Here is a 12,761-nt window from a genome sequence, read left to right as displayed (position 1 = left end):
CAACAGTGATTGATTCCGTGCTTGTCGCGAACCGGGGCGAGATCGCCTGCCGGATCGTCCGCACCTGCCGCGAGCTGGGCATCCGCACCGTCGCCGTGCACTCGGACGCCGACGCGGGCGCCCTGCACGTCCGCATGGCCGACAGCGCCGTACGGCTGCCGGGTTCGGCGCCCGCCGACACCTATCTGCGCGGCGACCTGATCGTGAAGGCGGCGCTCACCGCCGGGGCGGACGCGTTGCACCCCGGATACGGCTTCCTCTCCGAGAACGCGGGCTTCGCCCGTGCCGTGCGGGACGCGGGTCTTGTGTGGATCGGGCCGCCGCCGGAGGCGATCGAGGCGATGGCCTCCAAGACCCGCGCCAAGCAGCTCATGGGCATCGAGCCGCTGCGCGAGGTCACCGAGGCCGACCTGCCGGTGCTGGTGAAGGCCGCGGCGGGCGGCGGCGGACGCGGCATGCGCGTGGTGCGCGAACTCGCCGACCTGGACGCGGAGTTGGCCGCTGCCCGCGCGGAGGCGGCGAGCGCCTTCGGTGACGGTGAGGTGTTCGTCGAGCCCTATGTGGAGGGCGGACGCCATGTCGAGGTGCAGATCCTCGCCGACACCCACGGCACCGTCTGGGCGCTCGGCACCCGCGACTGCTCGCTGCAGCGCCGCCACCAGAAGGTCGTCGAGGAGGCACCGGCACCCGGACTGTCCGAGTCCCTCACCGCGGAACTCCACCGCCTCGCCGTGCGCGCCGCCCGCGCGGTGGACTACGTGGGCGCCGGGACCGTGGAGTTCCTCGTCGCGGGCGAGCGGGCGCACTTCCTGGAGATGAACACCCGGCTGCAGGTGGAACACCCGGTCACCGAGGCGGTGTTCGGCGTCGACCTGGTCGCCGAGCAGATCCGCGTCGCCGAGGGGCATGCACTGGCGGCCGAGCCGCCGGCCGCGCAGGGGCACGCCGTGGAGGCCCGGCTGTACGCCGAGGACCCCGCGCGCGAGTGGGCCCCGCAGACCGGCCGGCTCCATCGCCTCTCCGTCCCCGGCAACGTGCGCCTGGACACCGGCTACACCGACGGCGACGACATCGGCGTCCACTACGACCCGATGCTCGCCAAGGTCGTCGCCCACGCGCCCACCCGAGCCGAGGCGATCCGCAAGCTGGCCAGTGCCCTGCAACGCGCGGCGATCCACGGCCCGGTCACCAACCGGGACCTGCTGGTCCGCTCCCTGCGGCACCCGGAGTTCACCGAGGGGCGGATGGACACCGGCTTCTACGAGCGCCATCTGCCCGACCTCACCCGGAGCGCCCCCGACCCGCTCGCCCCCCTGGCCGCCGCCCTCGCCGACGCCCACGGCCGCTCCCGTTTCGGCGGCTGGCGCAATCTGCCGTCCGCCCCGCAGATCAAGCGGTACGCGATCGACGGCGAGGAGCACGAGGTCCGCTACCGGCACACCCGGGGCGGACTGGAGGCCGACGGGGTGCGGGTCGTGCACGCGGACGCCGCGCACGTCGTCCTCGAAGCCGGCGGAGTGCAGCGCCGGTTCGAGGTGGCCCGGTACGGCGACACCGTCTTCGTGGGCGGCACCCGCCTCACCGCACTGCCCCGCTTCCCCGACCCGGCCGACCAGCACGCACCGGGGTCCCTGCTGGCCCCCATGCCCGGCGTGGTCGTCCGCGTCGCCGAGGGACTCACCGAAGGCGCCCCGGTCGAGGCGGGGCAGCCCCTGCTGTGGCTGGAGGCCATGAAGATGCAGCACAAGATCACCGCCCCGGCCGACGGCACCCTCACCACCCTCAACGCCAAGCCGGGCCAGCAGGTCGAGCCCGGCACGGTGCTGGCCGTGGTGCAACCCGCCTAGGGAAGCCCGCCCAGGGATGCCCGCCCAGGGATGCCCGCCCAGGGATCAAGGGCCCAGGCGCCCCATGCGCCTGCGGCCCGGTCACAGACAACCCACACCCCGGAGGACCGCGTGACCACCCACATCGAATCCGACGAGCACAAGGCACTCCGAGAAGCCGTCGCCGCCTTCGGCAAGCGCTACGGCCGCGACTACTTCACCCGCACCGTCGCCGAGGGCCGCCACCCCGCCGAGCTGTGGCAGGACGCGGCCAAGCTCGGCTACCTGGGCGTCAACCTCCCCGAGGAGTACGGCGGCGGAGGCGGCGGCATCGCCGAACTCTCCCTCGTCCTCGAGGAACTCGGCGCCGCCGGCTCACCGCTGCTGATGCTGATCGTCTCGCCCGCCATCTGCGGCACGGTCATCGCCCGCTTCGGCACCGAGCAGCAGAAGCGCGACTGGCTGCCCGGCCTGGCCGACGGCACCCGCATCATGGCCTTCGGCATCACCGAACCCGACGCCGGCTCCAACAGCCACCGCATCACCACCACCGCCCGCCGCGACCCCGGCTCCGGCGACTGGATCCTCACCGGCCGCAAGGTCTTCGTCTCCGGTGTCGACTTCGCCGACGCCACCCTCATCGTCGGCCGCACCGAGGACGCCCGCACCGGACGCCTCAAGCCCTGCCTGTTCATCGTCCCGCGCGAGACGCCCGGCTTCCAGCGGCGCCCCATCGACATGGAGCTCAACGCCGCCGAGAAGCAGTTCGAGCTGGTCCTGGACGACGTCCGGCTGCCCGCCGATGCGCTGGTCGGCGACGAGGACGCGGGCCTGCTCCAGCTGTTCGCCGGACTCAACCCCGAGCGCATCATGACCGCCGCCTTCGCCATCGGCATGGGCCGCTACGCGCTCGGCCGCGCCGTCGAGTACGCCCGCGAACGCACCGTCTGGAAGACCCCCATCGGCGCCCACCAGGCCATCGCCCACCCCCTCGCCCAGGCGCACATCGAGCTCGAACTGGCCCGCCTGATGATGCAGAAGGCCGCCCACCTCTACGACGCCGGCGACGACGTCGGCGCCGGGGAGGCCGCCAACATGGCCAAGTACGCGGCCGCGGAGGCCTGCGTCCACGCAGTCGACCAGGCCGTGCACACCCTCGGCGGCAACGGCCTCACCCGTGAGTTCGGGCTCGCCTCCATGGTGACGGCCGCGCGCGTGTCTCGTATCGCACCGGTCAGCCGGGAGATGATTCTCAACTACGTGTCCCACCAGACCCTGGGCCTGCCCAAGTCGTACTAGGCCGCCGTCGCCGCCTTGGAGGAACGATGTTCCGCAGCGAGTACGCAGACGTCCCGCCCGTCGAACTCCCCATCCACGAAGCCGTCCTGGGACGTGCCGCCGAGTTCGGCGACGCCCCCGCCCTGATCGACGGCACCGACGGCACCACCCTCTCGTACGAGCAGGTGGACCGGTTCCACCGGCGGATCGCCGCCGCGCTCGCCGAGGCCGGAGTGCGCAAGGGCGATGTACTCGCCCTGCACAGCCCCAACACCATCGCCTTCCCCACCGCCTTCTACGCCGCCACCCGGGCGGGCGCCTCGGTCACCACCGTGCACCCGCTCGCCACCGCCGAGGAGTTCGGCAAACAGCTCAAGGACTGCGCGGCCCGCTGGATCGTCACCGTCTCCCCGCTGCTGGACACCGCCCGCCGCGCCGCCGACCTCGCCGGCGGCGTGAAGGAGATCTTCGTCTGCGACAGCGCGCCCGGACACCGCTCGCTGATCGACATGCTCGGCAGCACCGCGCCCGAGCCCGAGCCGGCCATCGACCCGGCCGAGGACGTCGCCGCCCTGCCGTACTCCTCCGGCACCACCGGCACCCCCAAGGGCGTGATGCTCACCCACCGGCAGATCGCCACCAACCTCGCCCAGCTCAACTCGGCGATCAACGCCGGCCCCGGCGACCGCATCCTCGCCGTGCTGCCGTTCTTCCACATCTACGGGCTGACCGCCCTGATGAACGCCCCCCTGCGGCATGGCGCCACCGTGGTCGTGCTGCCCCGCTTCGAGCTGGAGACCTTCCTCGCCGCCATCCAGAACCACCGCATCACCGGCCTGTACGTGGCGCCTCCCATAGTGCTGGCCCTCGCCAAGCACCCGCTGGTCGCTCAGTACGACCTCAGCTCGCTGAAGTACATCATCAGCGCCGCCGCACCCCTGGACGCCCGGCTCGCCGTCGCCTGCGCCGAACGGCTCGGCCTGCCGCCCGTCGGCCAGGCCTACGGCATGACCGAACTCTCCCCCGGCACCCACGTCGTGCCCCTGGACGCCATGCGCGAGGCCCCGCCCGGCACCGTCGGCAAGCTCATCGCCGGCACCGAGATGCGCATCGTCTCCCTCGACGACCCCGGCAAGGACCTCGGCCCCGGCGAGTCCGGCGAGATCCTCATCCGCGGCCCCCAGGTGATGAAGGGCTACCTCGGCCGCCCCGACGCCACCGCCGCCATGATCGATGAGGACGGCTGGCTGCACACCGGCGACGTCGGACACGTCGACGAGAACGGCTGGCTCTTCGTCGTCGACCGCGTCAAGGAACTGATCAAGTACAAGGGCTTCCAGGTGGCCCCCGCCGAACTGGAGGCCCTGCTGCTCACCCACCCCGGCATCGCCGACGCCGCCGTCATCGGCGCCTACGACGACGACGGCAACGAGGTCCCGCACGCCCATGTCGTCCGCCAGCCCTCCGCACCGGAACTCTCCGAGGGCGAGGTGATGATGTACGTCGCCGAACGCGTCGCCCCCTACAAGCGCGTCCGGCGCGTCACCTTCATCGACGCCGTGCCCCGCGCCGCCAGCGGCAAGATCCTCCGCCGCGAACTGAGGGAACGCACATGACCCTGATCGACCGCACGCGGACGCGGGGAGTCGAGACCCTCATCCTCGACTCCCCGCACAACCGCAACGCCCTCTCCGCCGCCCTCGTCGGCGACCTGGCCGCCGCGCTCACCGACGCCGGCAAGGACACCGGCGTCCGCGCGGTGCTGCTCACCCACACCGGCAACACCTTCAGCGCGGGCGCCGACCTGCGCGACCCGCCCGACCCCGACGCCCTGGTGGGCCTGCTGCGGCAGATCGTCGAGCTGCCCAAACCGGTCATCGCCCGGGTCACCGGCCACGTCCGCGCGGGCGGCCTCGGCCTGCTCGCCGCCTGCGACATCGCCGCCGCCTCGGCGCAGGCGACCTTCGCCTTCACCGAGGTCCGCATCGGCGTCGCCCCCGCCGTCATCTCCCTCACCCTGCTGCCCCGCACCGACCCCCGCGCCCTCGCCCGCTACTACCTCACCGGGGAGCGGTTCGACGCCGCCGAGGCCGCCCGCATCGGCCTGGTCACGGCCGCGGGCGAGGACATGGATGACATGGACGCCGTGCTCGAACCCGTCCTGGACGGGATCCGCCGATCCTCACCCCAGGCCCTGGCCGAGACGAAACGGCTGCTCACGGCTAGGGTGCTGGAGACATTCGACCGGGACGCGGCCGACCTCACCGCGCTCTCGGCCCGCCTCTTCGCCTCCGCCGAGGCGCGCGAGGGGATGACGGCCTTCCTCGAACGACGGGATGCGGAATGGGTGGTGTGAGCACGGCAGACCGTGCCGAACGAGTCCCCAAGCAGGACCGCAGCCGGGCCACCCGGCAGCGCCTCCTGGAGGCCGCCGTGGCCTGCCTGGCCGAACACGGCTGGGCGGGTTCCACGGTCTCCGTCGTCGCCGAACGCGCCGGCGTCTCCCGGGGCGCCGCCCAGCACCACTTCCCGACCCGCGAGGACCTGTTCACCGCCGCCGTCGAGTACGTCGCCGAGGAACGCTCCACCGCCCTGCGCGCCCTCTTCCCCGAGGGCGCCGGGACCGCCGACCGCCACGCCGTGGTCGCCGCCCTCGTCGACCTCTACACCGGCCCCCTGTTCCGCGCCGCCCTGCACCTGTGGGTCGCCGCCACCAACGAGGAGCAGCTGCGCGCCCGCGTCACCGAGCTGGAGACCCGCGTCGGCCGCGAGAGCCACCGCATCGCCGTGGACCTCCTCGGCGCCGACGAGACCCGCCCCGGGGTCCGCGAGACCGTTCAGGGCCTGCTCGACATGGCCCGCGGCCTCGGCCTCGCCAACCTCCTCACCGACGACTCCGCCCGCCGGGAACGCGTGGTGGAGCAGTGGGCCCGGCTGCTGGACGACGTCCTCGACGGCTAGGCGCCGGCATCCGGGCCGGAGGCTCAGGGCGCGAGCCGCTCCACCCGCCAGCCGCCGCCGGGCTCCGCCACGTAGCGCAGCCGGTCGTGCAGCCGGTTCTCCCGGCCCTGCCAGAACTCCACCGTCTCCGGCCTGACCCGGAACCCGCCCCAGTGCGGCGGCACCGGCACCTGCTCGCCCTCCGGATAGCGGGACGCCAGCTCGGCATAGGCGGCGTCCAGCTCGTCGCGGGAGGCCACCACCCGCGACTGGGCGCTCGCCCACGCACCCAGCTGGGAGCCGTGCGGGCGGGTGCGGAAGTACGCGGCCGTCTCGTCCCGGCCGGTCCGCCGCGCCACACCGTTCACGATCACCTGCCGGGCCACCCCGTGCCAGGGGAACAGCAGCGAGACATACGGGTTCTCCGCCAGGTCACGGCCCTTGCGTGAGTCGTAGTTCGTGTAGAACACGAACCCCTCGTCGTCGAAGTGCTTCAGCAGCACCGTCCGCGAGCTGGGCCGGCCCCGGGCGTCCGCCGTCGACACGATCATCGCGTTCGGCTCGAACAGCCCGCCCTCCGTCGCGGCCTGCTTGAACCAGCGCGCGAACTGCTCGACGGGTGTGGCGGCCAGGTCCGCCTCCAGAAGACCCTCGCTCCGGTACTGCTTGCGCATCGCGGCGAGATCGAAGGGTGCGGCATCTCGATCGGTCACGCCGTCATCCTGCCGCATCCACGCAAACCGGTGGGGGCCACGGTGGCCTTAGTCACTGAGTGGCACTGAGTGCCGCGAACTCTCCCCAAGCGTGGCACTCGGGGATATCGTGCTGCCACTGACCCGGTTGGGTGACCGCCAGCCGGGCATCACAGGGGTACGTCCGAACCGTGCGTCACCTCGACGAGTCCGCGGATCCACCGGACGCACAAACCGCCTGCCGCAGCGCATCGCATCCGCATCTGTCCACATCACGAGGAGCCGCCTGATGTCCGACTTCGTACCCGGGCTCGAAGGAGTCATCGCGTTCGAGACGGAGATCGCCGAACCGGACAAGGAGGGCGGCGCGCTCCGCTACCGCGGCGTCGACATCGAGGACCTCGTCGGCCACGTGTCCTTCGGCAACGTATGGGGCCTGCTCGTCGACGGTGCCTTCAACCCCGGCCTGCCGCCGGCCGAGCCCTTCCCCATCCCCGTCCACTCCGGCGACATCCGCGTCGACGTGCAGTCCGCCCTCGCCATGCTCGCCCCCGTCTGGGGCCTGAAACCGCTCCTCGACATCGACGAGAAGCAGGCCCGCGACGACCTCGCCCGCGCCGCCGTCATGGCGCTGTCCTACGTCGCCCAGTCCGCTCGCGGCCAGGGCCTGCCCATGGTGCCGCAGCGCGAGATAGACAAGGCCCAGTCCGTCGTCGAACGCTTCATGATCCGCTGGCGCGGCGAGCCCGACCCCAAGCACGTCGCCGCCGTCGACGCCTACTGGACCTCCGCCGCCGAGCACGGCATGAACGCCTCCACCTTCACCGCCCGCGTCATCGCCTCCACCGGCGCCGACGTGGCGGCCGCCCTGTCCGGGGCCGTCGGCGCCATGTCCGGCCCGCTGCACGGCGGCGCCCCCTCCCGCGTACTCGGCATGATCGAGGAGATCGAGCGCACCGGCGACGCCGAGGGCTACGTCAAGAGGGCCCTCGACAGGGGCGAGCGCATCATGGGCTTCGGCCACCGCGTCTACCGCGCCGAGGACCCCCGCGCCCGCGTGCTGCGCCGCACCGCCCGCGAACTGGGCGCCCCCCGCTACGAGGTCGCCGAGGCACTGGAGAAGGCCGCCCTGGCCGAGCTGCACGCCCGCCGCCCCGACCGGGTGCTGGCCACCAACGTGGAGTTCTGGGCGGCGATCGTCCTCGACTTCGCCGAGGTCCCGGCCCACATGTTCACGTCCATGTTCACCTGCGCCCGCACGGCCGGCTGGTCCGCCCACATCCTGGAGCAGAAGCGCACCGGACGCCTGGTCCGCCCCTCCGCCCGCTACGTGGGCCCGGGCCCGCGCGACCCCCGCGAGATCGAGGGCTACGCCGAGATCGCCCACTGACCGGCCCCCGGAACGCAGACGACCCGCGAGCCCGGGTCCTCCGCAACGGGAGGAGCCGGCCGGACGTACCGGCGACTCGCGGGTCGGGTGACTGCTTGGGATTGGGCCGGCTGCCCGCTTCGTTCACGAGCTGGTCCGGCACCGCACTGAGTGTGGTGGCGGACCGCTAGCCCGCAGCCACCTCACGCGTCCGGTAGTCATACATCTGCCGAACCACCTCCCTTCTCGTGTACCTGGAACCCTAAGAAGCGCCGCGCCCGCGCAGCAACCGCTTTTCGCGAGCCCTTTTCGAGATTTCTCCCGGACAGCCGGTGGAGATCACCTAGCGTGCCGCCATGGGCGATACACGGGCCGAGCAGATGGAGCGGGCTGAGCAGGCGGGGCAGACGGAGCGGGCGGAGCAGGCGTCGGAGCGGTGGGCCGTGTCGAGTGGGTCCGTGTTCGAGGAGCGGATCGGGTATGCGCGCGCCGTGGTGGACGGGGACCGGGTGTATGTGTCGGGGACGACCGGCTTCGACTACGCGACGATGACGATCTCCGAGGACGTGGTCGAGCAGGCCGAGCAGTGCCTGCGGAACATCGCGGCGGCGCTCGAGGAGGCGGGGTGCGGCTTCGCCGATGTGGTGCGGGTGCGGTATCTGCTGCCCCGGCGGGAGGACTTCGAGCCGTGCTGGCCGGTGCTCAGGCGGTACTTCGGCGAGGTGCGGCCGGCCGCGACGATGATGGTGTGCGAGCTGGCCGATCCCCGGATGCGCATCGAGATCGAGGTGGACGCGCGGCGGGGAAGCGGCCGTGTACAACGATTGACTCAAGCTTCCGGGAACTGAGTGTGCACTGGATCACGTTCAAGTTGAATGATTGCGAGTGAGCGAACCGTCGCGCCGTAGCGCGCACGCAGCCTGCAGGGGGTCCAGGTGAGTGCTTCCCGGCGTACTGGAACCAAGGACGAGCTGGAGCCCGACGAGCCCGAGCGGGAGAGCAGGGACGGCTCGGACGGGTCCGATCTGCTTGCCGCTCTGCTGGACGGCATGGATGCCGCCCTGTGCGCCTTCGACGCGGACGGGGTGGTGACCCACTGGAACCGCGAGGCGGAGCGGATTCTGGGGTGGAGTGCCGAGGAGGCGGTGGGACGGCAGGGGTTCGCGGGATGGGCGGTGCGGCCCGCGGACGCCGAGGAGGTCCAGGCGCGGCTGATGTCGGCGATGGACGCGCCCGGCCGCCAGGTGCACGAGTTCGCGCTGCTGACCAAGGACGGCCGCCGGGTGCTGGTGCGCACCCAGTCGGCGGCGGTGCGCGGCCCGGACGGCAAGCCGGCCGGGGTGTACTGCGCGTTCAGCGAGGTGCATGCGCAGATCGATCTGGAGCGGTCGATCGCGCTGAGCGAGGCGCTGCTGGAGGACGCCTCCTGGGGTGTCGTGCTGGTGGACGCCGATCTGCGTCCGGCGGTGGTGAACGCGGCGGCGGCCAAGGCGCTGGGCACGGGGCGTACGTCGGTGCTGGGCCGGCCGCTGGGAGAACTGCTGGCTCAGGGTGTGGAGGAGCTGGAGAGCGCGCTGACGCATGTGCTGGCGGAGGGCGCGCCGCCGGCGCCGGCGGAGATCTGGGTGAGCGTGCGCACGCCGGAGGGCGAGCGGCGGCGCTGCTGGCGCAGCGGCTTCCTGCGGTTGTCCTCGCCGCTGGCGGAGGAGCCGGTTCCGCTGGGCGTGGGCTGGCTGTTCCAGGACGTGACCGAGTCCAAGCAGGCGGAGCAGGAGGCCTCGCTGCTGAGGTTCCGCACGCAGCAGCTGCACCGGGCGGCGCGGGCGGCGGCGGAGTGCGAGGACCCGGCGGAGGCGGCGACGATCCATCTGGACTTCGCGCTGGCCGGGTTCGCCGATCATGCGCTGATCGACCGGGTCGTGGAGAGTGCGGTGCGTGACGGCGCGGAGGAGGGTCCGGTCCGGCTGGTGCGGATCGCGGCCACGCCCTCGGGGGCGCCGGGGCCGAGCAGTCTCGCGGGCGGTGCGGGGCTGCCGGTGCGCTACGAGCGGGGGCATCCGGCGCTGCAGTGCGTGGAGCGGGCCGGTTCGGTGCGGGCGAACGCCGGGAAGGTGGGCCCGGAGGAGCGGCGGGCGTGGGCGGAGTCGCGCCAGTGGCCGCCGGACACGGTGCACGCCCTGTGCACGGCGTTGCGCAGCCGCGGGCGCACCCTGGGTGCCGTGACGTTTCTGCGGGGTGCTGGGCGTACGCCCTTCGAGCGCTCCGACACCCTGTACGCCGAGGACGTGGCCGTACGGATCGCCTCGGCGCTGGATCTGGCGGGGCTGGCGGGGCTGCTGGGGGAGGAGGACCGGTAGACCCGGTCCCGGCTCGGTGCCGGTAGGACCTGGTGGTCCCGGCTCAGTGCCGGCGGAGTCCGGTGGTCCCGGCTCAGTGTCGGCGGAGTCCGGTGGTCCCGGTTCAGTTCCGGTGGAGTCCGGTGGTCCCGGCTCAGTGTCGGCGGAGTCCGGTGGTCCCGGCTCAGTGTCGGCGGAGTCCGGTGGTCCCTCAGTGCCGGCGGAGTGCGGTTCCACCGGCCTCAGTGCCGGTAGAAGATGCGGTCCCCGTACTGCTCGAAGATGCGGGCGTTCCACTCGTGGCCGCCGTCCACGTTGCCGGAGCGCAGCAGCGGGGGCTCGATGCCGCGTTCGGCGAGGGTGGCGGCGGCGGTGGCCACGACGGCCTGGAGGAGGGCCGAGGTCACGACCGTGGACGCGGGGGCGAAGGGCGCGGGGACGCTGTCGAGGGTGAGCTCCGCGTCGCCGACCGCGATCTTGGAGTCGAGCACGACGTCGCAGTGGTCCTTCAGGAAGGTCCCCGAGGAGTGCCGCGAGGTGGTCTCCGTCGCGTAGGCGACCGAGGTCACGCCGATCACCCGGACGCCCAGGGCGCGGGCGCGCATGGCCATCTCCACGGGCAGCGCGTTGCGTCCGGACAGGGAGATGATCACCAGGGCGTCTCCCGCGCGCAGCGGTGAGGAGCCGAGCACGGCGGTGGCGAGACCGTCGACGCGCTCCAGAGCGGAGCCGAGTGTCGCGGGCGTGACGTCGACGCCGACGGCGCCCGGCACGGCGAGCAGGTTCATCAGGGCGAGGCCGCCCGCCCGGTAGACGACGTCCTGCGCGGCGAGCGAGGAGTGGCCGGCACCGAAGGCGAAGAGGCGTCCGCCGTCCGCGACCGTGTCGGCGAGCAGCGTGCCGGCGGCCGCGATGGAGCCGGCCTCCTCGTCGCGGACCCGGTGCAGCAGGTCGATCGCGGCGTCGAGGAACCGGTCGGCCGGCGTGCGGTCGCTCATGCGGCATCCCTTCGGGTGGCTGTGTTGCGGATCACGGTGCGGTCTGGACCACTGCCGTGTCAATACGGTGATGCCGTGCTCGGCCACGACGGCGCGGGCGTGCCCGGCGGCGGACACGGGCTTGGCCAGAACCTGACGCATCGGTTGACCAAAGCCCCCCGAAGCACTCCGTTTCCACGGCGCCGCACGCTTGTCAGTGACATGCGTCAGAATTGAGTCCTGGGCCAGCACACGTGCCGGTGAGCCGTCCAGCCTCCGGCAGAGCCAAACGCAGATCACATCAAGGGGCACGTATGTCCGGACTGATCGACACCACGGAGATGTATCTCCGCACCATCCTCGAGCTGGAGGAGGAAGGCGTGGTCCCCATGCGCGCCCGGATCGCCGAACGGCTCGATCAGAGCGGTCCGACCGTCAGCCAGACGGTGGCGCGGATGGAGCGGGACGGTCTGGTCTCCGTGGCGAGCGACCGCCATCTGGAGCTGACCGACGAGGGCCGCCGCCTGGCCACGCGGGTGATGCGCAAGCACCGCCTGGCCGAGTGTCTGCTGGTCGACGTGATCGGCCTGGAGTGGGAGCAGGTGCACGCGGAGGCCTGCCGCTGGGAGCACGTGATGAGCGAGGCGGTCGAGCGCCGCGTCCTTGAGCTGCTGCGGCACCCGACGGAGTCCCCGTACGGCAACCCGATCCCGGGCCTGGAGGAGCTGGGCGAGACGGACGGCGCGGACCCGTTCCTGGACGAGGGCATGGTGTCGCTGGCCGATCTCGACCCCGGCAGCGAGGGCAAGACGGTCGTGGTGCGCCGGATCGGCGAGCCGATCCAGACGGACGCGCAGCTGATGTACACGCTGCGCCGTGCGGGGGTCCAGCCGGGCTCGGTGGTGAGCGTGACCGAGTCGGCGGGCGGCGGTGTGCTGGTCGGCAGCAGCGGCGAGGCGGCCGAGCTGCAGCCGGACGTCGCCTCCCACGTGTTCGTCGCCAAGCCCTGAGACCGCCTGGGCTCGCCGGCATCGCTTGAGCTCGCCTGCAATCGCCTGGGCTCGTCGCCAAGCCCTGACACCGCCCTGACATCGCTCCCGTACCGTCCACGCAGGGATCGGGACCGGCCCCGCACGGATCCGTACCGGCCACCGATGTGATCGCGTCGTTTCGAAGATCCAGTGCGGGGAATCGCAGCGCACACCCGGATCGCGTGCGAGGCTGTCGCGTGAGGCATGACCCGGGGGTTCGCGGTCGGGTGCGGCATCGGTCCTGACAGCGATGTCACCCGGCCGGGGAGGGGCGGGAGGATGGGCCGTGATCATGTGAGGAGCCCCGGCGCC

Annotated in this window: 11 protein-coding genes; 9 read left to right on the top strand and 2 right to left on the bottom strand. The window is 72.5% G+C overall.

Translation table 11 applies throughout. From position 1 onward, the window contains the following. Positions 1-5: 5 nt before the first annotated feature. The 5 genes from ABD207_RS31765 (at position 6) to ABD207_RS31745 (ending at position 6,065) form a co-directional block, all read left to right on the top strand. On the top strand, positions 6-1,847 hold the full coding sequence (locus ABD207_RS31765; protein ID WP_344016777.1) for an ATP-binding protein: 1,842 nt from the start codon (positions 6-8) through the stop codon (positions 1,845-1,847). A gap of 111 nt (positions 1,848-1,958) precedes the next feature. Further along, positions 1,959-3,125 carry an acyl-CoA dehydrogenase family protein gene (locus tag ABD207_RS31760; RefSeq protein WP_344016775.1) on the top strand — a complete coding sequence of 389 codons (1,167 nt, stop codon included), beginning with the start codon at positions 1,959-1,961 and terminating at the stop codon, positions 3,123-3,125. Positions 3,126-3,151: 26 nt separating this feature from the next. Continuing rightward, positions 3,152-4,720, top strand: a complete 1,569-nt coding sequence (locus ABD207_RS31755) for a 4-coumarate--CoA ligase family protein (protein WP_344016774.1) — start codon at positions 3,152-3,154, stop codon at positions 4,718-4,720. Further along, on the top strand, positions 4,717-5,460 hold the full coding sequence (locus tag ABD207_RS31750; RefSeq protein WP_344016773.1) for an enoyl-CoA hydratase family protein: 744 nt from the start codon (positions 4,717-4,719) through the stop codon (positions 5,458-5,460). Before ABD207_RS31755 ends, ABD207_RS31750 begins: the two co-directional genes overlap by 4 nt. Further along, positions 5,448-6,065: a TetR/AcrR family transcriptional regulator gene (locus tag ABD207_RS31745; RefSeq protein ID WP_344016772.1), complete on the top strand. Its 618-nt coding sequence runs from the start codon at positions 5,448-5,450 to the stop codon at positions 6,063-6,065. The genes ABD207_RS31750 and ABD207_RS31745 overlap by 13 nt, the downstream gene beginning before the upstream one ends. Before the next feature lie 23 nt (positions 6,066-6,088). Here the strand turns inward: ABD207_RS31745 and pdxH are convergent, their stop codons facing one another. Then, on the bottom strand, positions 6,089-6,775 hold the full coding sequence (pdxH, locus tag ABD207_RS31740) for a pyridoxamine 5'-phosphate oxidase (RefSeq protein WP_343998979.1): 687 nt from the start codon (positions 6,773-6,775) through the stop codon (positions 6,089-6,091). Positions 6,776-7,025: 250 nt separating this feature from the next. On the opposite strand from pdxH, the gene ABD207_RS31735 reads away from it, so the two are divergent. The 3 genes from ABD207_RS31735 (at position 7,026) to ABD207_RS31725 (ending at position 10,462) form a co-directional block, all read left to right on the top strand. After that, positions 7,026-8,126 (top strand): citrate synthase 2, encoded by a 1,101-nt coding sequence (locus tag ABD207_RS31735; RefSeq protein WP_344016771.1) that lies wholly within the window; start codon positions 7,026-7,028, stop codon positions 8,124-8,126. A 335-nt stretch (positions 8,127-8,461) separates the two neighbouring features. Then, positions 8,462-8,953 (top strand): RidA family protein, encoded by a 492-nt coding sequence (locus ABD207_RS31730; protein WP_344016770.1) that lies wholly within the window; start codon positions 8,462-8,464, stop codon positions 8,951-8,953. A gap of 87 nt (positions 8,954-9,040) precedes the next feature. Next, positions 9,041-10,462, top strand: a complete 1,422-nt coding sequence (locus ABD207_RS31725; RefSeq protein WP_344016769.1) for a PAS domain-containing protein — start codon at positions 9,041-9,043, stop codon at positions 10,460-10,462. Between the two features lie 221 nt (positions 10,463-10,683). On the opposite strand, the gene ABD207_RS31720 is transcribed toward ABD207_RS31725, so the two are convergent. Further along, complete coding sequence (locus tag ABD207_RS31720; RefSeq protein WP_344016768.1) at positions 10,684-11,439, bottom strand: SIS domain-containing protein; 756 nt, start codon at positions 11,437-11,439, stop codon at positions 10,684-10,686. Between the two features lie 293 nt (positions 11,440-11,732). Here ABD207_RS31720 and ABD207_RS31715 point away from each other — a divergent pair, with 293 nt between their 5' ends. After that, on the top strand, positions 11,733-12,428 hold the full coding sequence (locus ABD207_RS31715) for an iron-dependent transcriptional repressor DtxR (protein ID WP_344016767.1): 696 nt from the start codon (positions 11,733-11,735) through the stop codon (positions 12,426-12,428). The last annotated feature ends 333 nt before the right edge of the window (positions 12,429-12,761 follow it).

Origin of the sequence: Streptomyces thermospinosisporus (assembly GCF_039526425.1) — a bacterium.
Classification (GTDB): Bacteria; Actinomycetota; Actinomycetes; order Streptomycetales; family Streptomycetaceae; genus Streptomyces; species Streptomyces thermocarboxydovorans.
This window is presented reverse-complemented; position numbering and strand designations above follow the sequence as displayed.

Bases quoted from the DNA above. Each gene is read 5' to 3' on its own strand.
- ABD207_RS31715 (WP_344016767.1), top strand. From the start codon at position 11,733: ATGTCCGGACTGATCGACACCACGGAGATGTATCTCCGCACCATCCTC.
- pdxH (WP_343998979.1), bottom strand. From the start codon at position 6,775: ATGCGGCAGGATGACGGCGTGACCGATCGAGATGCCGCACCCTTCGAT.
- ABD207_RS31755 (WP_344016774.1), top strand. From the start codon at position 3,152: ATGTTCCGCAGCGAGTACGCAGACGTCCCGCCCGTCGAACTCCCCATC.
- ABD207_RS31750 (WP_344016773.1), top strand. From the start codon at position 4,717: ATGACCCTGATCGACCGCACGCGGACGCGGGGAGTCGAGACCCTCATC.
- ABD207_RS31745 (WP_344016772.1), top strand. From the start codon at position 5,448: ATGGGTGGTGTGAGCACGGCAGACCGTGCCGAACGAGTCCCCAAGCAG.
- ABD207_RS31730 (WP_344016770.1), top strand. From the start codon at position 8,462: ATGGGCGATACACGGGCCGAGCAGATGGAGCGGGCTGAGCAGGCGGGG.
- ABD207_RS31735 (WP_344016771.1), top strand. From the start codon at position 7,026: ATGTCCGACTTCGTACCCGGGCTCGAAGGAGTCATCGCGTTCGAGACG.
- ABD207_RS31720 (WP_344016768.1), bottom strand. From the start codon at position 11,439: ATGAGCGACCGCACGCCGGCCGACCGGTTCCTCGACGCCGCGATCGAC.